18 protein-coding genes and 1 tRNA gene are annotated in these 21495 nt (G+C 68.6%); 17 read left to right on the forward strand and 2 right to left on the reverse strand.

What is annotated here, in order from left to right; all coding sequences use genetic code 11:
* Positions 1–3 precede the first annotated feature (3 nt).
* Positions 4–1461, reverse strand: coding sequence for an NADP-dependent phosphogluconate dehydrogenase (gndA, locus tag AADV74_RS01810; RefSeq protein ID WP_342111237.1), 1458 nt, complete (start codon positions 1459–1461; stop codon positions 4–6).
* A 273-nt stretch (positions 1462–1734) separates the two neighbouring features.
* Here gndA and AADV74_RS01815 point away from each other — a divergent pair, with 273 nt between their 5' ends.
* From AADV74_RS01815 to mfd, 3 genes are all read left to right on the forward strand, one after another.
* On the forward strand, positions 1735–2346 hold the full coding sequence (locus tag AADV74_RS01815) for a 50S ribosomal protein L25/general stress protein Ctc (RefSeq protein WP_342111239.1): 612 nt from the start codon (positions 1735–1737) through the stop codon (positions 2344–2346).
* Between the two features lie 41 nt (positions 2347–2387).
* The gene (gene pth / locus AADV74_RS01820; RefSeq protein ID WP_342111241.1) at positions 2388–2972 is read left to right on the forward strand and encodes an aminoacyl-tRNA hydrolase; all 585 of its coding nucleotides are present in this window, start codon (positions 2388–2390) and stop codon (positions 2970–2972) included.
* A gap of 250 nt (positions 2973–3222) precedes the next feature.
* Positions 3223–6885 (forward strand): transcription-repair coupling factor, encoded by a 3663-nt coding sequence (gene mfd, locus AADV74_RS01825; protein ID WP_342111242.1) that lies wholly within the window; start codon positions 3223–3225, stop codon positions 6883–6885.
* Here mfd and AADV74_RS01830 read toward each other — a convergent pair.
* On the reverse strand, positions 6797–8041 hold the full coding sequence (locus tag AADV74_RS01830) for a Na+/H+ antiporter NhaA (protein WP_342111244.1): 1245 nt from the start codon (positions 8039–8041) through the stop codon (positions 6797–6799). The genes mfd and AADV74_RS01830 overlap by 89 nt on opposite strands.
* A 133-nt stretch (positions 8042–8174) precedes the next feature.
* Between AADV74_RS01830 and AADV74_RS01835 the strand changes: the two genes are divergently transcribed.
* The 14 genes from AADV74_RS01835 (at position 8175) to AADV74_RS01900 (ending at position 21333) form a co-directional block, all read left to right on the forward strand.
* Positions 8175–8843 carry a MazG family protein gene (locus AADV74_RS01835; protein ID WP_342111246.1) on the forward strand — a complete coding sequence of 223 codons (669 nt, stop codon included), beginning with the start codon at positions 8175–8177 and terminating at the stop codon, positions 8841–8843.
* A gap of 78 nt (positions 8844–8921) precedes the next feature.
* A complete protein-coding gene (locus tag AADV74_RS01840; RefSeq protein ID WP_342111248.1) occupies positions 8922–9455 on the forward strand; it encodes a ferritin in 534 nt (177 codons plus the stop codon).
* A gap of 52 nt (positions 9456–9507) precedes the next feature.
* The gene (hisS, locus tag AADV74_RS01845) at positions 9508–10767 is read left to right on the forward strand and encodes a histidine--tRNA ligase (RefSeq protein ID WP_342111249.1); all 1260 of its coding nucleotides are present in this window, start codon (positions 9508–9510) and stop codon (positions 10765–10767) included.
* 146 nt (positions 10768–10913) lie between these two features.
* A complete protein-coding gene (gene eno, locus AADV74_RS01850) occupies positions 10914–12194 on the forward strand; it encodes a phosphopyruvate hydratase (protein ID WP_342111251.1) in 1281 nt (426 codons plus the stop codon).
* Between the two features lie 23 nt (positions 12195–12217).
* Positions 12218–12718: an FtsB family cell division protein gene (locus tag AADV74_RS01855; protein ID WP_342111253.1), complete on the forward strand. Its 501-nt coding sequence runs from the start codon at positions 12218–12220 to the stop codon at positions 12716–12718.
* Positions 12715–13248, forward strand: a complete 534-nt coding sequence (locus AADV74_RS01860; protein WP_342111255.1) for a DUF501 domain-containing protein — start codon at positions 12715–12717, stop codon at positions 13246–13248. The genes AADV74_RS01855 and AADV74_RS01860 overlap by 4 nt, the downstream gene beginning before the upstream one ends.
* The gene (locus tag AADV74_RS01865; protein ID WP_342111258.1) at positions 13245–14519 is read left to right on the forward strand and encodes a S8 family peptidase; all 1275 of its coding nucleotides are present in this window, start codon (positions 13245–13247) and stop codon (positions 14517–14519) included. Before AADV74_RS01860 ends, AADV74_RS01865 begins: the two co-directional genes overlap by 4 nt.
* A gap of 40 nt (positions 14520–14559) precedes the next feature.
* Positions 14560–16071: an NAD(P)/FAD-dependent oxidoreductase gene (locus tag AADV74_RS01870; RefSeq protein ID WP_342111260.1), complete on the forward strand. Its 1512-nt coding sequence runs from the start codon at positions 14560–14562 to the stop codon at positions 16069–16071.
* A 91-nt stretch (positions 16072–16162) separates the two neighbouring features.
* Positions 16163–16236, forward strand: a tRNA-Leu gene (locus AADV74_RS01875).
* Positions 16237–16296: 60 nt separating this feature from the next.
* Positions 16297–16692: a type II toxin-antitoxin system VapC family toxin gene (locus AADV74_RS01880; protein ID WP_342111263.1), complete on the forward strand. Its 396-nt coding sequence runs from the start codon at positions 16297–16299 to the stop codon at positions 16690–16692.
* A 132-nt stretch (positions 16693–16824) separates the two neighbouring features.
* Entirely contained in the window at positions 16825–17421 is a 597-nt protein-coding gene (locus AADV74_RS01885) for a TetR/AcrR family transcriptional regulator (protein ID WP_342111265.1), read from the forward strand.
* Positions 17418–18680 (forward strand): MFS transporter, encoded by a 1263-nt coding sequence (locus AADV74_RS01890; protein WP_342111267.1) that lies wholly within the window; start codon positions 17418–17420, stop codon positions 18678–18680. The genes AADV74_RS01885 and AADV74_RS01890 overlap by 4 nt, the downstream gene beginning before the upstream one ends.
* The gene (locus tag AADV74_RS01895) at positions 18680–19972 is read left to right on the forward strand and encodes an amino acid deaminase/aldolase (RefSeq protein WP_342111268.1); all 1293 of its coding nucleotides are present in this window, start codon (positions 18680–18682) and stop codon (positions 19970–19972) included. Before AADV74_RS01890 ends, AADV74_RS01895 begins: the two co-directional genes overlap by 1 nt.
* The gene (locus AADV74_RS01900; protein WP_342111270.1) at positions 19969–21333 is read left to right on the forward strand and encodes a D-arabinono-1,4-lactone oxidase; all 1365 of its coding nucleotides are present in this window, start codon (positions 19969–19971) and stop codon (positions 21331–21333) included. The genes AADV74_RS01895 and AADV74_RS01900 overlap by 4 nt, the downstream gene beginning before the upstream one ends.
* The last annotated feature ends 162 nt before the right edge of the window (positions 21334–21495 follow it).

A 21495-nucleotide genomic window follows, 5' to 3' on the forward strand; every position in this document is an offset into this window, starting at 1 on the left:
TCCTCAGTGGCTGGAGCCTGCCGACTCGATCTCGGTGCGGTCGCCGGACCACAGGGTGTGGAAGGTGCCGTCCTTGTCGACGCGCTTGTAGGTGTGGGCTCCGAAGAAGTCCCGCTGGCCCTGGATGAGGGCGGCGGGCAGACGGTCGGCGCGCAGGCCGTCGTAGTACGCCAGGCTCGACGAGAACGCCGGCGACGGAATGCCGGCTTGGGCCGCCACGACGACGACGCGACGCCACGCCTCCTGGGTCCCGGTGAGGGCCTCGGCGAAGTACGGCGCCGTGAGCAGCGCGACGAGACCGGGGTCCGCCGCGTACGCCTCGGTGATGCGGTTGAGGAAGCGCGCACGGATGATGCAGCCACCGCGCCAGATGGCGGCGATGTCGCCCTTCTTGATGTCCCAGTCGTACTGCTCGGCGCCGGCGACGATCTCGTCGAAGCCCTGCGAGTAGGCGACGATCTTCGAGGCGTAGAGGGCGCGGCGCACGTCTTCGACGAAGGCGTCCTTGTCGGCGTCGGCCACCGTCCAGGCCTCCGACGGGCCCGGGAGGTCGGATGCCGCGGCCCGCTGGGCCGGCTTCGACGACAGCGAGCGCGCAAACACCGCCTCGGCGATCCCCGACACCGGGATGCCCAGGTCGAGGGCGGTCTGCACCGTCCAGGCGCCGGTGCCCTTGGCCCCGGCCTGGTCGAGGATGACGTCGACGAGGGGCGCGCCGGTCTCGGCGTCGACCTGGCGCAGCACCTCGGCCGTGATCTCGATGAGGTAGCTCTCTAGCTCGCCGCGGTTCCACTCGGAGAAGATGTCGGCGATCTCGGCCGGTGACTTGCCCGTGCCGCGACGGATGAGGTCGTAGGCCTCGCCGATCAGCTGCATGTCGGCGTACTCGATGCCGTTGTGCACCATCTTCACGAAGTGGCCGGCACCGTCGTGGCCGACGTGGGTGACGCAGGGCTCGCCCTCGGCGATGGCCGCGATCGACTTGAGGATGGGGCCCAGGGTCACCCACGACTCGTCGGAGCCGCCGGGCATGATCGACGGGCCGTTGAGCGCGCCCTCCTCGCCTCCGGAGATTCCGGCGCCGACGAAGTTGATGCCGGTCTCGCGCACGGCCTTCTCGCGGCGGATGGTGTCGGTGAAGAGCGCGTTGCCGCCGTCGACGATGATGTCGCCGGGCTCGAAGACCTCGGTCAGTGCATTGATGACGGCGTCGGTGCCCTGTCCGGCCTGCACCATGATGATCGCGGTGCGCGGGGTCGTGAGGGAGGCGGCGAACTCGGCGTAGGTCGAGGCCGGGACGAACTCGGCCTCGGGGTGCTCGTCGAGGAGGGTCTGGGTCTTCTCGTACGACCTGTTGAAGATCGACACTGTGTTGCCTTCGCGGCTGGCGAGGTTGCGCGCCAGGTTGGAACCCATGACGGCCAAGCCGACGACGCCGATGTTTGCAGTTGCCTCAGGCACGATTTCGCTCTCCTTCGATAGTCGACTTCCAGCGTAGTGTCGGCGTCCCTCTGTGACGCCGTGCTGCGGCACGGCTCGGGCCTGATAGACTCACAGACTGGTTTCCCGTGCCGTTCGCGGTGCAGGGGACTGAAGACTTCGGCGAGGGATGCTCCGGCATCCGTTATCGACGCGGCGGATGCGGCTTCCCCTGGCTTTTCCTCACGCTGACATGCGTTCGAGTTGAACACACAGACCACTGATCTGGGCCACGAGCCCGCAAGGAGATACATCATGAGTGATGACAACAAGGTTGTCGCCGAGGTTCGCGAGTCCTTCGGCAAGGGCGCAGCCCGCAAGATCCGCGCCGTCGGCAAGATCCCGGCCGTCATCTACGGCCACGGTTCCGACCCCCGCCACGTGACACTGCCCGCCCACCAGATCGGACTCATCCTCCGCAAGGCCAACGCCCTGCTCGAGCTCGACATCGACGGCAAGACCGAGCTCGTGCTCGTCAAGGACGTGCAGAAGGACCCGGTTCGCCAGATCATCGAGCACCTCGACCTCATCGTCATCCGCAAGGGTGAGAAGGTCCAGATCGAGGTTCCCGTGCACGTGACCGGTGAGAGCTTCTCCGGCACCATCGCCGACCTCGACGCCAAGACCCTCCTGGTCGAGGCCGAGGCGACCCACATCCCCGAGAACGTCGTCGTCGACATCGAGGGCCTCGAAGAGGGCGCCCAGATCTTCGCGAAGGACGTCGAGCTGCCCCAGGGCTCCTCGCTCATCAGCGATCCCGAGACGCTCGTCATCAACGTGCACGTGCCCGCTGCCGGTCGTGGCGAGGGTGTGGAAGAGGAAGAGGCTGACGCCGAGGCCGCTGCCGCAGCCGAGGCTGCCGAGTAGTCATTCTCGGTCTCTTCCGTTCACGACAGAACGTTCACGACGTGGACGAGAACACCTGGCTCGTAGCCGGGCTCGGGAATCCCGGGCCCGGCTACTCCGGCAACAGGCACAATGTCGGGCAGATGGTGCTCGACGAGCTCGCGAGCCGCATCTCGGCGTCGTTCAAGACGCACAAGGCGAACGCCCTCGTCGCCGAGGGGCGCCTCCGACCCGGCGGTCCGAAGCTCATCCTCGCGAAGCCCGGAACCTTCATGAACCTCTCGGGCAAGCCCATCGCCGCCCTGCTGAAGTTCTACTCGCTCGACGCCTCACGGCTCATCGTGATCCACGATGAGCTCGACGTGCCGTTCGACACCGTCAAGCTCAAGCAGGGAGGCGGCCACGGCGGCCACAACGGCCTGCGTGACATCATCTCCGCCATCGGCACCCCCGACTTCACCCGCGTGCGAGTCGGCGTCGGGCGCCCGCCCGGTCGGCAGGACGCCGCCGACTTCGTGCTGCACGACTTCTCGTCGACCGAGAAGAAGGTGCTTCCGAATCTGCTGGCGGATGCCGCCGACGCAGCAGAGCACATCGTCACCGACGGCCTCGCCTCGGCCCAGCTGCGCTTCCACTCGCCGGCCTGAGGCCCGACGCCGAAGACACGGCCCGACGCAGTGAGTCCCGGCTCCGAGGGAGCCGGGACTCTGCGAGGGTACTGCGTGTACTACGACGACTGACGTTCCGCCTTCGTCGTAGGGGACTCCGGCGTATTTCGACCCTAGGGAAGGGCATCGCAGCTCTGCGCCTCCCAGATCGGGTGATGCCCATCCGGGTGATGCCCGTCTGGGGGGTGGGTGCGACGGGTGTGTCGGTGGGCGGCCGTAGACTCGTACGGTGATGCTCCAGGGCTTGTTGACCGCGCTCGAGCGCGCCTCCACCATCGAATCGGCCCTCGCGCACGCGAACCGCGACGCCGACTTCTCGCTCCCCGAGGGGCTGAACGCTCCGCTCCTCGCCGGCCTCCTCGATCGTCGCGCCACCGAGCGCGGCGCTCAGGCCGCCTTCGTGATCACGGCGACGAGCCGTGAGGCCGAGGCGCTCGAGGCGAGCATCGCAGCCTATGCCCCCGGTGCCACCGTGCTCGACTTCCCCGCGTGGGAGACGCTCCCGCACGAGCGCCTCAGCCCCAGCGCCGAGATCGTCGGCCGCCGCATCGAGGCCCTGCGCACGCTGAGGGAGTGGAGCGAGGCGGATGCCGCAAAGCGCGCCCCGCTCATCGTCGTCGCCTCAGTGCGTGCAGCGCTGCAGCCCATCGCCGACAACCTGGCCGACCGGCCCGCCGTCGTGCTCGCCCAAGGAGGCAGAGGCTACGACCTCTCCGCCCTCGCCGGCGAACTCGTCGACCTCGCCTACACACGCGTCGACATGGTGACGCGTCGCGGGGAGTTCGCCGTGCGCGGCGGCATCCTCGACGTCTTCCCTCCCGTGGCCGACCACGCCTATCGCGTCGACTTCTTCGGAGACGAGATCGACCAGCTCCGTGCCTTCTCTGTGGCCGACCAGCGGTCGCTTCCCGAGCCCGTGGCATCCGTCAGCCTCATGCCCAGTCGCGAGATGCTTCTCAGCGACTCGGTGCGCCAGCGTGCCCGCGAGATGCGGCACGAGTTCCCGAGCCTCTCGCAGATGCTGGAGAAGATCGCCGAGGGAATCCCCGTCGAGGGCATGGAGTCCCTGGCCCCGGCGCTCGTCGACCGCCTGGTGCCCGTGACCCATTACCTGCCTGCCGACGCCGTCGTCGCCGTGGTCGGGCCGGAACGCGTGAGCGGTCGAGCGCAGAGTCTCGCCGAGACGAACCGCGAGTTCCTGGCGGCGGCCTGGAGCGCCGCGACCGCCGGCGCCGAGGCCCCGATCGACCTGGACTCCGGCGACTTCCTGTCCCTGGCCGACCTGCGCGACTCCGTGCGCTTCTCCGCACCCGGGCAGAAGGCGTCCGATCACCCCTGGTGGACCTTCTCCGCGTTCGATGCCGGCGACGCCGAGCTGTTCGACTACATCCGGGTGGCTGCAGACGCCGTGCCCAGCTTCGCCGGGAACGTCGAGGGTGCCCTCGAGCATGTCGGTGCGCGACTCTCCGACGGCTGGTCGATGGCCATCGTCGCCGCCGGACACGGCCTCGTCGAGCGTGCCCGCGACGTGCTGGCAGACCGCGGTTTCGCCGGCCGGGTCGCCGAGGAGTTCCCCGAGAACCCCGAACCCGGCGTCGCCTACCTGCTGCAGGCCGGGGTCTCCCGCGGCTTCGAGGTTCCGTCGGCGAAGATCGGCGTGCTCAGCGAGGGCGAGTTCTACGGCCGCACCGCCGGCTACGACTCGCGCCAGATCAAGAAGCTCGCGAGTCGGCGCAAGAACGTCGTCGACCCGCTGCAGCTGAAGCCGGGCGACTACGTCGTGCACCAGACCCACGGCATCGGCCGCTTCGTCGACATGACCCAGCGCACCGTGGCATCCGGCGCTCGCCCGACGGGGCCCAGCCGCACTGCGGGCATCGCCCAGCAGCCGACGATCGTGCGCGAGTACCTGGTGCTGGAGTACGCGTCGTCGAAGCGTGGACAGCCGGCCGACAAGCTCTTCGTGCCCACCGACCAGCTCGACCTGCTCACCCGCTACGTGGGAGGAGAGGCGCCATCGCTGTCGAAGATGGGCGGCAGCGACTGGTCGAACGCCAAGAGCAAGGCACGCAGGGCGGTTCGCGACATCGCCGTCGAACTGGTGAAGCTCTACTCTGCGCGCATGGCGTCGCGCGGGCATGCCTTCGGGCCCGACACCCCGTGGCAGCGCGAGCTCGAGGAGGCCTTCCCCTACGCCGAGACGCCCGACCAGCTGCAGACCATCGACGAGGTGAAGGCCGACATGGAGCGGCCCATCCCGATGGACCGCCTGCTCTCGGGCGACGTGGGCTTCGGCAAGACCGAGGTGGCCGTGCGCGCGGCCTTCAAGGCAGTGCAGGACGGCAAGCAGGTCGCGATGCTGGTGCCCACGACGCTGCTCGTGAAGCAGCACGTCGAGACCTTCCAGGAGCGCTTCGCCGGCTTCCCCGTGCACCTCAAGGCCCTCAGCCGCTTCCAGAGCGACAAGGAGGCGCGCGAGACCCTCGCCGGACTGACCGACGGCACGGTCGACGTCGTGATCGGAACCCATCGCCTGCTCGCCGACGGCGTCATCTTCAAGGACCTCGGGCTCGTGATCATCGACGAGGAGCAGCGCTTCGGCGTCGAGCACAAGGACAAGCTCAAGAAGCTGCGCACCAACGTCGACTTCCTCGCCATGAGTGCGACACCGATTCCACGCACGCTGGAGATGGCGGTCACCGGCATCAGGGAGATGTCGACGCTGGCCACTGCGCCCGAGGACCGGCATCCGATCCTCACCTTCGTCGGTCCATACTCCGAGAAGCAGGTGACTGCGGCCATCCGTCGCGAGATGCTGCGCGAGGGCCAGGTGTTCTTCGTGCACAACAGGGTGTCGAGCATCAACCGCGTGGCGGCCCAGCTGGCCGAGCTCGTGCCCGAGGCCCGCATCGCGGTGGCTCACGGCAAGCTCCCCGAGACCGTGCTCGAGCAGATCGTCGTGGACTTCTGGGAGCGCAAGTTCGACGTGCTCGTCTCGACCACGATCATCGAGACCGGCCTCGACATCGCCAATGCGAACACGATCATCATCGACCGGGCCGACAAGTACGGCCTCAGCCAGCTGCACCAGCTACGGGGTCGTGTGGGTCGTGGTCGCGAGCGCGCCTACGCCTACTTCCTCTACGACGAGAACACGCCTCTCAGCGAGACCGCCCACGACAGGCTCTCGACCATCGCGGCCAACAACGAACTCGGCTCGGGCATGCAGGTGGCCCTGAAGGACCTCGAGATCCGCGGAGCCGGCAACCTGCTCGGTGGCGAGCAGGCCGGGCACATCGCCGGGGTCGGCTTCGATCTCTACCTGCGCATGATCGGCGAGGCCGTCTCGACCTTCCGCGGAGACGTCGCCGAGGGCCAGACCGAGCTTCGGTTGGAGCTGCCCGTCGACGCGCACATCCCCGAGGACTACGTCGACAGTGAGCGGCTGCGGCTCGAGGCGTACCAGAAGCTCTCCACGGCGAGTTCTCCTGCCGCCAAGGACGGCCAGATCGACAGCGTGCTCGAGGAGCTCACCGACCGCTACGGCGAGCCGCCACAAGCCGTGCTCACGCTCATCGCCGTGTCACGACTCCGTCGGCAGGCCCAGCGGGCGAGCCTCGGCGAGGTCGTCGCCATGGGCTCGAACCTTCGCGTGGGTCCCGGCACGTTGCCGGACTCGATCCAGGTGCGTCTGCAGCGAATGTACCCGGGCTCGCGCTACTTCACCCAGACCGGCGTACTGTCGGTGCCGCTTCCGGACAAGCACGGACAGCCATTGGAGGACGCCGAGCTCATCTCGTGGGTCACGCAGTTGCTGACGGCGATCTTCCCGGCTCCGGTTGCCGAGAGTGCGCCCGCCGCAGGCGCCGATAGTGCCGAGCGCGCAGGCTGACAGCGACGGCGGAGAAGGCTATGGCCACCGCTGAACCGAGCAGCACGGCGAGCACGCCTTCGTCGGCGACCTCCCGGTTGCCGCGGAATGCCAGTTCGTTCATGAGGAGCGAGACTGTGAAGCCGATGCCGCCGAGAGCGGCGACGGCCACCAGGTCGGGAAGCTTCAGTGCGCCGGATTGCCTGCGGAAGATCAAGCCGCCCACGAGGCCGCCGACCGTGATTCCGATGAGCTTCCCGACGGGGAGGGCGACGAGGATGCCCCAGAATGCCGGACTGAGCTCGCTCAGCGAGACGTCGGGGATCATCACGAGCGCGGCCGAGAAGGCGAAGATCGGCAGGATCACGCCGTTCGACCACGGTTCGAGCGCGTGCACGGCGCGGCCACCCGGTCGGCGGCTGATCACGAAGCCGAGGGCGACACCGGCGATGGTGGCGTGCACGCCCGACTGGTAGGTGAAGTACCAGGCCAGCGCCGCCAGCACGATCATCACCGTGATGATCGGCCACTGGGCCCGGCGAGCGAGTACCCATGGCGATCGCGCGCGGAGCAGACGGCTCAGGGCGCCGAAGACGGTGATGGCGATGGCAGCGAATCCGATCGAGGCGAACCTGACATCGGAGGTGAAGAAGAAGGCGATGATGAGGATCGCCACCAGGTCGTCGAGCACGGCGAGAGCCATGAGGAACACGCGCACGCGGGTCGGCAGTGCCGAGCCGAAGATCGCGAGCACGCCGAGGGCGAAGGCGATGTCAGTCGCCGTCGGGATCGGCCACCCGTCGACGACATCTGTGCCGGCGGTGAACGAGATGAACACCAGAGCCGGAACCAGCACACCGCCGATGGCTGCGATGGCCGGCAGAGCCGCCTTGGAGAGCGAGTTCAGCTCACCGATCACGAGTTCTCGACGAAGCTCGACCGCGACGATGAAGAAGAACACCGCCAACAGCCCGTCGCTGACGATGTGAGACACCGAGATGTCGAAGTCGAGCGCGATGATCGTGAGGTGGTCGCCCATGAAGGCCAACAGGGCGGGGCCTACCGCCGTGTTCGCGATGACGAGTCCCGCGATCGCGGCGATCAGCAGAAGGCCGGCCGCAACCCTCTCGGACCGCAACGGCGACGTACGGACTGCATCGGTGTGCTGGATGGTCATCGCCCGGTCTCCTCGAGGGTCGCGTTCTGCGCTCAGAGCGGCGCCGCCGCCCGCCGACCAGACTTCCCGGCGCACCGCGGTCAGTCTAACGACGGCGCTCGTCGGGGGTCGAGCCGCCGCCTACCATGAAGGCATGACCAGCGAACTCGACGGCCTCATCGCCACAGTCGCCCTGCTGCGCGCGCCCGGCGGATGCCCGTGGGATGCCGACCAGACCCATGAGTCCCTCGTGCGCTACCTCGTCGAGGAGAGCCATGAGCTCATCGATGCGATCGAGGCCGGCGACCGCTCCGAGATGATCGAGGAGCTCGGCGACGTGCTCTACCAGGTGCTGTTCCACGCCGACATCGCCGCGCACACTGCCGGGGAGGACTTCGACATCCAGGATGTCGCCGCCCACATGAACGCCAAGATGATCGGGCGGCATCCGCATGTCTTCGGCGATCGCGAGGCGTCGACGGCCGACGACGTCGTCGCCTTCTGGGACGAGCTCAAGGCCGAGGAGAAGCCGCACCGCACCAGCGTGCTCGACGGGGTTCCGCTGGGGATGCCCGCGCTCGCGCTCGCCGACAAGACCCTCGGCAAGGCCGAGAAGGTCGGTGTGGAACGCACAGATGCCGCTCTCGAGGCGACGGTCGAACTCGACGACGAAGCAGCCCTCGGCGCCCACCTGCTCGCCCTCGTCGCCAACGCCCGCGCGAAGGACCTCGACCCCGAGCGTGCGCTGCGGGCCGCCATCCGTTCGCTCGGAGACGACGTGCGTGCTGCCGAGGCAGCGGCCGTGGCAGCCGAGGCGCTCTAGCCACTCAGGCGCACCACCGGCTCAGGGCAGCCTGTCCTGCCTAGCGGCGGGCCGGACGCCGCCGCTAACGTCGGAGCCATGACTGAGCAGAGCTTCAACGACCTCCTGACGGCCCAGATCGGCAACGAGTTCTCGGCGTCGCAGCAGTACATCGCGATCGCCGTCTGGTTCGACAACCACGACCTCCCGCAGCTCGCGCGCCACTTCTACCGCCAGTCGCTCGAGGAGCGCAACCACGCCATGATGCTGGTGCAGTATCGCCTCGACCGAGACCTGGGCGTCGTGATCCCCGGCGTCGACGCACCGCAGACGACGTTCGCCTCCGTCGTGGAGCCGATCGCCCTGGCACTCGCCCAGGAGCAGCAGGTCACCGCGCAGATCGAGGCGCTGTTCCGCGCGGCGCGTGCCGACGGCGATGCCCTCAGCGAGCAGGCGATGCTCTGGTTCCTCAAGGAGCAGGTCGAGGAGGTCGCCTCCATGTCGACCCTGCTGACAGTCGCACAGCGTGCCGGGGGCAACCTGTTCGACCTCGAGAACTTCGTCGCCCGCGAGGCCATCGGAGACGGCGGCCTCGACGCCGATGCGCCGGCGGCTGCCGGAGGGGCGCTCTAGGAACGGCATCCGGCAGCACCGGGCCATCGCCGCGAACTGGAAGAATGGAGGCATGGCTCAGACTGTGACCCCGCCCCGCGGCATGCGCGACTTCCTCCCGGCCGACAAGGCCCGCCGCGAGCACGCCCTCGGAGTCATCCGCGGCGCCTACGCCCAGCACGGCTTCGACGAGATCGAGACGCCGGTCATGGAGGACGCCGCCTACCTGCACTCCGGCCTCGGCGGCGACAACGAGAAGCTCGCATTCGCCGTGATGCGCCGGGGGATCACCACCGAGATGCTCGCCGCGGCCGCAGAGGCCGACGACGCCCTCGGCCTCGCCGACCTCGGGCTGCGCTTCGACCTCACCGTGCCGCTGGCCCGCTTCTACGCCAGCCACCGGGCAGACCTCCCCGCCGTCTTCCGTGCCATCCAAATCGCTCCGGTCTGGCGCGCCGAGCGCCCTCAGAAGGGCCGCTTCCGCCAGTTCCTGCAGTGCGACATCGACATCATCGGCGAGGCCGGTGCACTCGCGGAGATCGAGCTGATCTCGGCCACGGCCGCGGCGATCGGAGCCCTCGGGCTCGACGGATGCCGCATCCGCATCAACGACCGCCGCATCCTGACCCGCCTGCTCGAGACCTGGAGCGTTCCGGCCGAGCAGCACGAGCGCGCCCTCATCACGATCGACAAGCTCGACAAGATCGGGGTCACGGGCGTGGTCGACGAGCTCGGATCGCTGGGAATCGCGACCGACGGGGTCGCAGACAGCCTCGCGTCGATCGAGAACGCAGGCTGGCACCTGCACGACGGAACTGTGCCACCTCCCGCCTGGCTCGACCTCGAGGTCTACGCCGAGCTCCAGGCCATCCGCGACGCCGTCACGGGCATCGAACTCGACTTCGATCCCACCCTGGTGCGAGGCATGGGCTACTACACGGGCACCATCTTCGAGATCTCGCACCCCGAGCTCACCTACTCGCTCGGTGGGGGAGGGCGCTACGACGGGATGATCGGCCGCTTCCTCGGCACGGATGTTCCCGCCTGCGGCTTCTCGATCGGCTTCGAGCGCATCGTCGACCTGCTCGACACCGACGTGGCCGGCCGTGCCGACGCCGTGCTGCTCGTGCACGACAAGGAGGCCGAGCCGGCCGCCCTGGTGGCGCTCAAGGGCTCACTCGTCGCATCCGGTGCCCGCGTGCGACTGGCCAAGCGCAGTAAGAACGTGCGCGCGCTGCTCGAGCGCGCCGAGGCCGACGGGTTCACCCGATACGCCTTCGTCGCTTCAGGCGAGACGGATGCCGCCGCTCTCGAGTTCAAGCCGCTCGGCTGACCGAGTCGCCCACTTCCGCCAGAGCGGGCGGGGCGTCACCAGCGGAAGTGGGCAACTCGCGGGCCTCCCGGGCCGCGCCCTAGACTGACCAGCGAGGAACAACGGCGTTCTCGTTCAAAACACACCCGGTTCCAAAGGAGATAGTTGTGGCTCTCATCGAGGCTGTAGGCGCTCGCGAAATTCTTGATTCCCGTGGCAACCCGACCGTTGAGGTCGAGGTTCTGCTGGACGACGGCACGGTGGCTCGCGCCGGCGTTCCTTCCGGTGCCTCCACGGGCGCCTTCGAGGCGTACGAACTGCGCGACGGCGACAAGGCCCGCTACGGCGGCAAGGGCGTGCTCAAGGCCGTCGACGCCGTGATCGGCGAGATCTCCGACGAGATCGAGGACATGGAGTCCACAGAGCAGCGCCTCATCGACGCCGCCCTCATCGCCCTCGACGGCACCGAGAACAAGAGCCGTCTGGGTGCCAACGCGCTCCTCGGCGCGAGCCTCGCCGTCGCGAAGGCCTCCGCCGACTCGCTCGACCTGCCGCTGTTCCGCTACCTCGGCGGCCCGAACGCGCACACCCTGCCCGTTCCGCTCATGAACATCATCAACGGCGGATCGCACGCCGACAACGACGTGGACATCCAGGAGTTCATGATCGTTCCACTCGGTGCCGAGTCCTTCAGCGAGGGTCTGCGCTGGGGCGTCGAGACCTACCACGCCCTCAAGGGCCTGCTGAAGTCGAAGGGCCTGGCGACGGGCCTCGGCGACGAGGGCGGCTTCGCCCCCAACCTGCCCAGCAACCGTGCGGCCCTCGACCTCATCGTCGAAGCCATCAAGATCGCCGGCTACGTTCCCGGCAAGGACATCGCCCTCGCACTCGACTGCGCAGCCACCGAGTTCTTCAAGGACGGCGCCTACCACTTCGAGGGCAAGCAGCTCTCGGCCGAGGAGATCGTCGCCTACTACGCCGAACTCGTCGAGGCCTACCCGCTCGTCTCCATCGAGGACCCGCTGGAGGAGGAGGACTGGGCCGGATGGGCCCACCTCACCGAGCAGCTCGGCCACAAGGTCCAGATCGTCGGAGACGACCTCTTCGTCACCAACCCCGAGCGTCTCGCCAAGGGCCTCCAGCTCAAGACCGGCAACTCGATCCTCGTGAAGGTGAACCAGATCGGCACCCTGACCGAGACCCTCGACGCCGTCTCCCTGGCCCAGCGCGCCGGCTACACGGCCATCCTGTCGCACCGTTCCGGGGAGACCGAGGACACCACGATCGCCGACCTCGCCGTCGCGACGGACTGCGGCCAGATCAAGACCGGAGCGCCTGCCCGAAGCGAGCGCGTCGCTAAGTACAATCAGCTTCTGAGGATCGAAGAGGAGCTGGGCGACGCCGCCGTCTACGCCGGACGCAGCGCGTTCCCCCGCTTCACGGTCTGAGCCGACGAACGGAGGAGGGGCACGTGCCGACCTCTCCTGACGGAACTCTGAACCAGCAGTCGACGCGCATTCCAGTCGCCCTCCGCCGTGAATCGGCGGCGGGCGGCTGGATGCGCGGCCTGCGTTTCTCGGGCTTCTCGCTCATCATGATGGGGCTGGCGGTGCTCGCCGTCGTCGTGCTCGCTCCAACAGCGCAGTCGTGGGTGACGCAGCGCCAGCAGATCGCAGCGCTGCAGCAGGCCGTCGCCGCCGAGAAGAGCGAGGTCGACTCGCTCACGGCCGAGCGGGAGCGCTGGAACGACAAGACCTTCATCACCACCCAGGCACGGGAGCGCCTCGCCTACGTCATGCCGGGGGAGGTCAGCTTCCTCGTCATCAACGACCTGCCCGCATCCGCAGCAGCCGAGCCGGCCCCTGTATCCACCGAGGTTCAGGCCACGAAGTCCGACTGGATGCAGTCCCTGTTCGCGTCGACGATGGCCGCGGGTCTCGCGCCCGTCGCCCCGGAAGGATCCACGAAATGACCACGCCGCCGTTCGACCCGCCGTCGAAGCGCGACATCGCCATCCTCTCGGCCCAGCTCGGCCGTCCCGTCCGCAGCGTCATCGGCGTCGCCGCACGGTGCGTGTGCGGTGCACCGACAGTGGTCGCGACAGCGCCGCGGCTGGATGACGGCACGCCGTTCCCCACGCTGTACTACCTGTCGCATCCTGCAGCCACCGCTGCCATGTCCTACCTCGAGGCAGCGCACGTCATGGTCGAGTTCCAGGACCTCCTGGCCGAGGATGCCGAAGTGAAGGCCGCCTACGAGAAGGCGCACGCCTCCTACCTGTCCGACCGGGAATCGATCCTCGTCGTTCCCGAGATCGCGAACTTCTCGGCCGGCGGCATGCCCGAGCGGGTCAAGTGCCTGCACGCCCTGGCCGGACACGCTCTCGCGGCGGGCCCCGGGGTGAACCCCATCGGCGACCTCGCCCTCGCCCAGTCGGTGTGGAGCCCCTCTGTGTGCGCGTGCGTCGACTACCCCGGAATCGACGAGATCGGCGACGAGTGAGACGACGATTGAGGCGCACGACGGCGGGGGCGCTGATCGTCGCAGTGGCCCTCCTCGGAGCGAGCCCCATCGCACTCGACGCGACAGCGGCTCACGCCGACCCCGTGCGCGACCTCGAGTACTGGTTGAACGACTACGGCTTCACCCAGGCGTGGACCACGAGCAAGGGCGCCGGGGTGAAGGTTGCCGTCATCGACACCGGCATCGACGGCTCTGTCGCTGAGCTGAAAGGCGTCGTCGTCGGGGGAACTGATGTCTCAGGCATCGGGTCCGCGAACGGGCAGAAGCCCGTCGGCGACGACGACTCGCACGGTACCCAAGTGGCCTCGCTGCTCGCGGGCCGCGGCACGGGAGAGGGCAACGGCGTGCTCGGAGTCGCTCCAGAGGCGCAACTGCTGAGCGTCTCCGTCGCCTTCGGCAGCGACAGCAAGTCGAAGGTGTCGACGGACGACCAGATCGCCGAGGCCGTGCGCTGGGCGGTCGACAACGGCGCCTCGGTCATCAACATGTCGCTCACGCGCAACACGCTCGACTGGCCGCAGAGCTGGGACGATGCCTTCCTCTACGCGTTCCAGCACGACGTCATCGTGGTGGCGGCCGCGGGCAATCGCGCCGGAGGCACGTCGCAGGTCGGAGCCCCAGCCACCATTCCCGGCGTCGTGGTGGTCGCCGGCGTCGACCGCAACAAAGAGGCCAGCTTCGACGCCTCGTCGCAGGGCATCGTCATCTCGGTCGCAGCCCCCAGTGAGGAGCTCGTCGGCGTGGTTCCCGGCGGCGGGTACGTGGCCTGGAACGGCACCAGCGGGGCCACACCGCTCGTGTCCGGCCTGCTCGCCCTCGTGCGCAGCGCCTACCCCGATCTGAGTGCGGCGGATGCGATCAACCGCGTGATCGCCACCGCCGACCCGAACGGCCATGACGTGCCGAGCCCCATCTACGGCAACGGCCTCATCAACGCATCCGCGGCTCTCACGGCGATCGTCGAACCGGCGACCACGAGTCCGGAGGAGCAGCTCACCGACTGGATCCGCATCCACCGTCGGGCCCAGCCCCCCGCCGAGGAGACGACCGCGCCCACCCTCACGCCGACGACCCCGGTGCCCGACCCGGCTCCCGAGGTCGAGGCCGACGAGCAGTCGTTCATGACCACGTCGTGGACACTGCGCTATCTGACCGTGCCGTTCGCCGTGCTCGCAGGGTTTGGTAGTCTTGCTGTGCTGCTGGGCATCGGCGCCACACGGCATATCAAGCGGTCGTTGCGAAAACAGTGACGGTCCGCACCAACGTGATCATGTAGGAGACCGTTCCACTGTGCCCAGAATTCTGATCGTCGGCGGAGGCTACGCCGGGTTCTACACCGCCTGGAAACTCGAGAAGCAGCTGCGCAAGGGCGAGGCCGAGGTCACGATCGTCGACCCGCTGCCCTACATGACGTACCAGCCGTTCCTCCCCGAGGTGGCTGCAGGCTCCATCGAGCCCCGGCACGCTGTGGTCTCCCACCGTCGTCACCTCAAGAAGACGACGATCCTCGCGGCCAAGGTCACCAACATCAACCACGCCGACAAGCAGGTCACGATCGAGCCCATCGCGGGCGAGCCGTACCAGCTCGACTACGACATCGTCGTGGTCACCGCCGGTGCCGTCTCGCGCACCTTCCCGATCCCGGGCATCGCAGACAATGCGATCGGCCTGAAGACGATCGAGGAGGCCGCCGCGATCCACCAGCGCGTGCTGACCAACTTCGACAAGGCGTCGATGCTCCCGGCCGGCCCCGAGCGCGACCGCCTGCTCACCTTCACCGTGGTCGGCGGAGGCTTCGCCGGCATCGAGATCTTCGCCGAGCTGCGTTCGCTCGCGAGCGCCCTCATCCCGAAGTACCCCACGATCTCCTTCGAGGACACCCACTTCCACCTCATCGAGGCCATGGGACGCATCATGCCCGAGGTGTCGCTCGAGACCAGCTACTGGGTGATCAAGAACCTCGACCAGCGCGGTGCGCAGATCCACCTCGACACGCAGCTCGCCAGCGCCGTCGACGGCAAGATCGAGCTCTCCACCGGTGAGTCGTTCGAGTCCGACCTCATCGTCTGGACCGCCGGCGTCATGGCCAACCCCACCATCGTGCGCAACACCGACCTCCCGATCGAGGAGCGCGGCCGCCTCAAGGTGCGCGCCGACCTCCGCGTCGGAACCGAGGACGAGTGGATCGAGGGCGCCTGGGGCGCCGGCGACGTCTCGGCGGTGCCCGACCTCTCCGGCGGCGGCGTAGGCGGATACTGCGTGCCGAACGCCCAGCACGCAGTTCGCCAGGGCAAGCTGCTCGCGAAGAACCTCGTCGCCGTGCTTCGCGGCGAGGGCCCCGCGGAGTACAAGCACAAGAACCTCGGTGCCGTCGCCGGTCTCGGCATCGGCATCGGCGTGTTCCAGTCGGGCAAGCTCGCGATCAAGGGCTTCCCGGCCTGGATCGCTCACCGTGGCTACCACGGTCTCGCCATGCCGAGTTGGGAGCGCAAGCTCCGCGTCGTCGGTGGCTGGGTCGCCAACTTCTTCCTCGGCCGCGACATCGCCGCCATCGAGGCAGTGCAGCACCCCCGCGCCGTGTTCGAGGAGTTCGCCGCTCGTCCGAAGCCCCCGGCAGTTGCAGCACCCGTCGAGGCTGCGGCCCCCGTCGCTGCTCCCGCCAAGAAGGCCCCGGTCAAGCGCAAGCCCGCTGCCGCCAAGGTCGTCCCGGCGGCTCCGGCCGGCGAGGTCGCCGAGCCTGCTGTCGATTCGACGGCATCCGTCGAGCCCGCGGCAACCGTCGAGCCGGCAGCCGCGAAGTAGCAGTCACCACACGAGTCGCCCCGTCCCGTCCTTCGTCGTATCGAAGGACGGGCGGGGCGCTTCTTGTAGGTTGAACTTCGGAACACCACCAGCTCCCGTAGCCCAATCGGCAGAGGCAGGCGACTTAAAATCGCTTCAGTCAGGGTTCGAGTCCCTGCGGGAGCACCGTTCGCCCCTGCTGCGCACCGGATGCGCCCAGAGTGCGTGCGTGTCAGGATGCCACCCATGACACGTTTCGTGACCGGACCGGATGTCGCCCTCCACCTCGCCGCCGAGCGTGCCGTCCCCTCGCCCGAGCATCAGCTGGTCGCGCCGGCCCTCCTGCGGTCGCAGGTGCTCACCCTCCTGTACGAAGCCGTCGCACGAGGGGAACTCAGCCGGAAGGACGCGTCAGCCAGACTCGATCACCTGCGCGGGCTGCGGATGCGGCTGCTCGGCGACCGCGTGCTCCAGGCGAACGCGTGGCGCATCGCGGAGGAACTGGGCTGGGCCGACACCTACACGGCCGAGTACATCGCCGTCACGCAACTGCAGGCCGACGCGTTCGTGACGCTGGATGCAGCGCTGGCGGAGGCCGTGGCCGGCGTCGTGCGGGTCGCGCGGGTCGACGAGCTGTTCTGAGCTCGTAATCACGACCCGATCACGACGCACCCGACACGTGCGTGCGCATCCGTCGTCATGGTGCATACTGAGTCATCGCCTCCAGTGGGTCGATCGTCCCACTTGTTGCCCGTTGTCGTGTGAGGAGTCGCCATGCCCCGCATCCCCGCATCAGAGCGCCGCGTCGCGCTCGTGCTGGCTGCGGTGCAGGTCATCGGGCGTGGGGGAGTATCAGCCGCGACCACCCGGGCGATCGTCGCCGAGGCCGGGATGTCGCTCGCCAGCTTCCACTACGCCTTCACCTCCCATGACGAGCTCATGGCCGAGGTCGTGCGCTGGGTCATCGCCGAGGAACGCGGAGCCATCCTTCCCGACGGCATCGAGATCGGCTCCCTCGAGGTCGTCGCCCGCGCCGGCCTGCAGCGGTACTTCGACCTGCTGCGTGCCGATCCAGAGCGCGAGCAGGCCGTCAATGAGCTCGCCCTGTACGCGCTCCGCACCCCCGACATGCAGCACCTCGCCCGTCAGCAGTACGAGGGCTACCACGCCCTCGCCGCTGCAGCACTGACTTTCGCCGCCGAGCACACCGGCAGCGAATGGACACGCCCCGTCGACGAGGTCGCGCGCCTTCTGGTCGCCCTCACCGACGGTCTCACACTGGCGTGGCTCGTGGACCGTGACGATACGGCCGCCCGCCAGCTCATCGACAATGCGGCCGCACTGGTCGCAGGAATGGCGCACACACGATGACCACGACCTCGACAGCGCAACCGGCCGTCTTCAGCGAACCCACCCAGCGGGTGACCGGCGCCTGGATCGCGGCGTTCGGTGCGGCCTGGCTCGGCATCTGGATGGCGCAACTCACGCCCATCCAGCTGCTCCTCCCGCAGCAGATCGATGAGGAACTGCATCCGCAGAACTGGATCGACAGCGTCGTCGCGTTCGGCATCATCTCAGGCATCGCCGGCCTCTTCGCCGTGATCGTCTACCCGCTCACCGGCGCCCTTTCCGACCGCACGACGTCGCGCTTCGGACGGCGGCGGCCGTGGATCGCCGGGGGAGCGCTGGGCTTCGCCGTCTCGCTGGTGCTGCTCGGCCTGCAGCACAGCATGGTGGGCATCGGCATCTTCTGGGTGCTGGCGCTTTCGGGCTTCTGCGTCATGACGGCAGCGCTCACCGCCACCATCTCCGACCGCGTTCCCGTCGATCAGCGCGGCTACGTATCGGGCTGGCTCTCGGCCCCGCAGGCCGTCGGCACCATCCTCGGCATCCTGCTGGTCACACTGCTCGCCCTCGGCGTGTTCGCCGGCTACACCCTGGTCGCCGTGCTGCTTCTCGTCTTCACCGTCCCCTTCCTGATGCGACCGGATGCCGTCCTCGCCGTCGAGCAGCGGGAACGTGTGAGCGCCCGGGGGGTCGTCGGCAGCCTCTGGATCAGTCCGCGGGAGCACCCCGACTTCGGCTGGACCCTGCTCGGACGCATCCTGGTGAACTTCGGCAACGCCTTCGGAACCACGCTGCTGCTCTACTTCCTCATGTTCGGCCTGAAGCGGGAGGACGCCGAGGACGACCTGCTCATGCTCACCGCGGTGTACATGGTGTTCGTCATCCTGGCGGCCCTCGTGCTCGGTCGGCTGTCCGACAAGCTCGCCCGCCGCAAGCTCTTCGTCATCGTCGCCTCGGTGCTGCAGGCCGTCGCCGCGGTGCTTCTGGCCTTCTTCCCCGACTTCACCGTCGCCATGGTCGCGGCCGGTCTCCTCGGTCTGGGCTACGGATGCTTCCTCTCTGTCGATCAGGCTCTCGCCACCCAGGTGCTCCCCGACCCCGAGCACCGCGGAAAGGACCTCGGAATCATGAACATCGCCTCGGCCGTCCCCCAGGCCATCGCGCCGCTCATCGGAGCCGGCCTCGTCGCCATGATGGGCGGCTTCACGGGACTGTTCCTCGTGGCCGCCGTCTGCGCGGCCCTCGGCGCCGTCGCGGTCACGCGCGTGAAGAGCGTGCGCTGATGGCCGCCGCCAACGCCGCAGCCGCAGCTGCAGCTGCCGCTGCCGCACCGAGCGCGACCCTGCTCGGCCTCGACCGCATCCCCGAGGCTCAGCCGTGGCTGGAGACCGGGCCGTTCTGGTCGAGCCTCGACCGCGCCACCGCAGAACTCGACCCGCCGTTCGGTGTGCTGAGCCTGGACGCCTTGCGGCACAACGCCCACGACATGCTGCGCCGGGCCGGGGGCACGCCCATTCGCGTGGCGAGCAAGTCCATCAGGGTGCGCAGCGTCATCGAGGAACTGCTGCAGCTCCCCGGATACAGGGGAGTGCTCGGTTACACGCTCGCCGAGGCGCTCTGGCTGGCCGAGACCGTCGACGACGTCGTCGTCGGCTACCCCACAGTCGATCGTGCGGCCATCCGTCGCCTCGCCACCTCCCCCGAACTGGCTGCCCGCGTGACGATCATGGTCGATTCGCCTGCGCAGCTCGACGTCGTCGACGCCGTGCTGCCCCCGGCCCTGCGGGAGGACATCCGCGTCTGCCTCGAACTCGACGCATCGTGGAACTCCGCAGTGCTCGGGCACATCGGCGTGCTGCGCTCGCCCGTGCACGACGCGGATGCCGCTGCCTCGCTCGCGCAGTACATCGAAGGTCGCGCCGGCTTCACCCTCGTCGGCATGATGGCCTACGAGGCGCAGATCGCCGGGGTCGGGGACAAGCCGGTCGGCAAACCGCTCGACGGAGCCGTGAAGCGCTGGATGCAGTCGCAGTCCATCGAGGAGCTGCACGCCCGGCGCGCGTCGGCTGTGGCGGCGGTGCGGCGCGTCGCCGACCTCGAGTTCGTCAACGGCGGCGGCACGGGCTCGCTCGAGTCGACGCACGACGACGGCTCGGTCACCGAGATCGGAGCAGGCAGCGGCATCTTCGGCGGTCACCTGTTCGACAACTACAGCCGTTTCACGCCCGCCCCGGCGGCATCGTTCGCCATGTCGATCGTGCGGCGCCCCGCTCCGGACACGGCGACGATCCTCGGCGGAGGTTGGATAGCCTCCGGCCCGCCGGCACCCGATCGCCTGCCGAAGATCGTCTGGCCGGCCGGACTCTCGATGGCGCCGCGCGAGTCGGCCGGCGAGGTGCAGACCCCGGTCACCGGACGCGCCGCCCGCACGCTCCGTCCCGGCGACAGGGTCTGGATGCGCCACACCAAGTCGGGAGAGCTCGCCGAGCACCTGAACGACTACGTCCTCGTCGACGGTGACACCGTCGTGGGCACCACCCCCACCTATCGTGGAGAAGGGAAGGCCTTCCTGTGAGCGCGACAGGCGCCGTCTGGCGCAACTGGGCACGGACGGAGTCCGTGCGTCCGGCACGGGTCGAGCGACCCGCGACGACGGGAGCCGTGCAGCGCGCCGTCGAGGCTGCGGCGCGCACGGGCATGCGCCTGAAGCCCGTCGGAGCCGGCCACTCCTTCACCGGCATCGCCGTGGCGCCCGGTGTGCAGCTCGACCTCACGGACCTCAGCGGAATCATCGACGTCGATGCCGAGCGCCAGCGCGTGACATTCGCGGCAGGCACGCGGCTGCACCAGCTGCCACGCCTGCTCGCTCCCTACGGCCTGGGTCTGACGAACATGGGCGACATCGACAGGCAGTCGATCCTGGGTGCGACGTCGACGGGCACGCACGGCACGGGCGGACGCTTCGGCGGCATCGCCACGCAGATCCGCGCGCTCACCCTCGTGACGGCATCCGGGGAGCTTCTCCGCATCAGCGAGACCGAGAACCCGGAACTGCTCGGTGCCGCTGCTCTCGGACTCGGAGCCCTGGGCGTCGTCGTCGATGTGACCCTGCAGCTCGTCCCGGCCTTCGCACTCCAGGCCGTCGAGCGTCCCGAGCCGCTCGAGGGCGTGCTCGAGGACTACCTCGAGCGCAGCCATGCCGCCGATCACTTCGAGTTCTACTGGTTCCCGCACACGGCGACGGCCCTCACCAAGACGAACACCCGACTGCCGGCCGACGCGCCGTTGCAGCCTCTCGGCAGGTTCTCGCGCTTCGTGGACGACGAGCTCGTCGCGAACGGCGCCTACAGGATGCTCTGCGCCCTCGGCACCGCCTTCCCGGGAACAGTGCCCGCAACGGCCCGCCTGGCCGAGAGGTTCTCGGGCAATCGGGACTTCACGGATGCCGCCCCCTCGGTGTTCGTCACCAACCGCACCGTGCGCTTCCGGGAGATGGAGTACGCCCTGCCGAGGGAAGCCGTGCCATCGGCCATGCGTGAGGTCCGACAGCTCATCGACCGTGAGGACTGGCGGGTGTCGTTCCCCCTCGAGGTGCGCTCCGCCGCAGCCGACGACCTCTGGCTGTCGACGGCATCCGGTCGCGACACGGGCTACATCGCCGTGCACCGCTACTACCGAGAGGACCAGCGCCCTTACTTCAACGCGGTCGAGGCGATCATGCGCGCGCACGACGGCCGCCCGCACTGGGGCAAGATGCACGACCTGGATGCCGCGGAACTCGCGACGATGTACCCCCGCTTCGATGACTTCGTGGCACTCCGCGACAGGCTCGACCCCGCGGGCATGTTCGCCAATCCGTACCTCGACCGTGTTCTGGGTGTCGCGCCGGGACGCCCCAGTCCGGGGGGTCCGGAGTTCGCCCACCACTCGGGCTGAAAAACGTCTTGATCGGCAGTTTCGTGCAAACTGAGCAGATCTCGATTAACCCCCACTTCGGGTGATGGTCGCCCGGGATGCTCGCACGGGGGCGTTGACAGTGTTTTCTCCGCGCTGGCACCCTGAGGCCACCGGCACCCCCTACAGTGCCGGTGGCACTGC

This window comes from Leifsonia stereocauli (assembly GCF_038432415.1).
Taxonomy (GTDB): Bacteria; Actinomycetota; Actinomycetes; order Actinomycetales; family Microbacteriaceae; genus Orlajensenia; species Orlajensenia stereocauli.

What these genes read in the sequence shown, in the direction of transcription:
- AADV74_RS01815 (WP_342111239.1), top strand. Translation starts at nt 1,735, where the DNA reads ATGAGTGATGACAACAAGGTTGTCGCCGAGGTTCGCGAGTCCTTCGGC.
- AADV74_RS01880 (WP_342111263.1), top strand. Translation starts at nt 16,297, where the DNA reads ATGACACGTTTCGTGACCGGACCGGATGTCGCCCTCCACCTCGCCGCC.
- hisS (WP_342111249.1), top strand. Translation starts at nt 9,508, where the DNA reads ATGGCTCAGACTGTGACCCCGCCCCGCGGCATGCGCGACTTCCTCCCG.
- AADV74_RS01890 (WP_342111267.1), top strand. Translation starts at nt 17,418, where the DNA reads ATGACCACGACCTCGACAGCGCAACCGGCCGTCTTCAGCGAACCCACC.
- AADV74_RS01895 (WP_342111268.1), top strand. Translation starts at nt 18,680, where the DNA reads ATGGCCGCCGCCAACGCCGCAGCCGCAGCTGCAGCTGCCGCTGCCGCA.
- AADV74_RS01860 (WP_342111255.1), top strand. Translation starts at nt 12,715, where the DNA reads ATGACCACGCCGCCGTTCGACCCGCCGTCGAAGCGCGACATCGCCATC.
- AADV74_RS01830 (WP_342111244.1), bottom strand. Translation starts at nt 8,041, where the DNA reads ATGACCATCCAGCACACCGATGCAGTCCGTACGTCGCCGTTGCGGTCC.
- AADV74_RS01840 (WP_342111248.1), top strand. Translation starts at nt 8,922, where the DNA reads ATGACTGAGCAGAGCTTCAACGACCTCCTGACGGCCCAGATCGGCAAC.
- AADV74_RS01835 (WP_342111246.1), top strand. Translation starts at nt 8,175, where the DNA reads ATGACCAGCGAACTCGACGGCCTCATCGCCACAGTCGCCCTGCTGCGC.
- AADV74_RS01885 (WP_342111265.1), top strand. Translation starts at nt 16,825, where the DNA reads ATGCCCCGCATCCCCGCATCAGAGCGCCGCGTCGCGCTCGTGCTGGCT.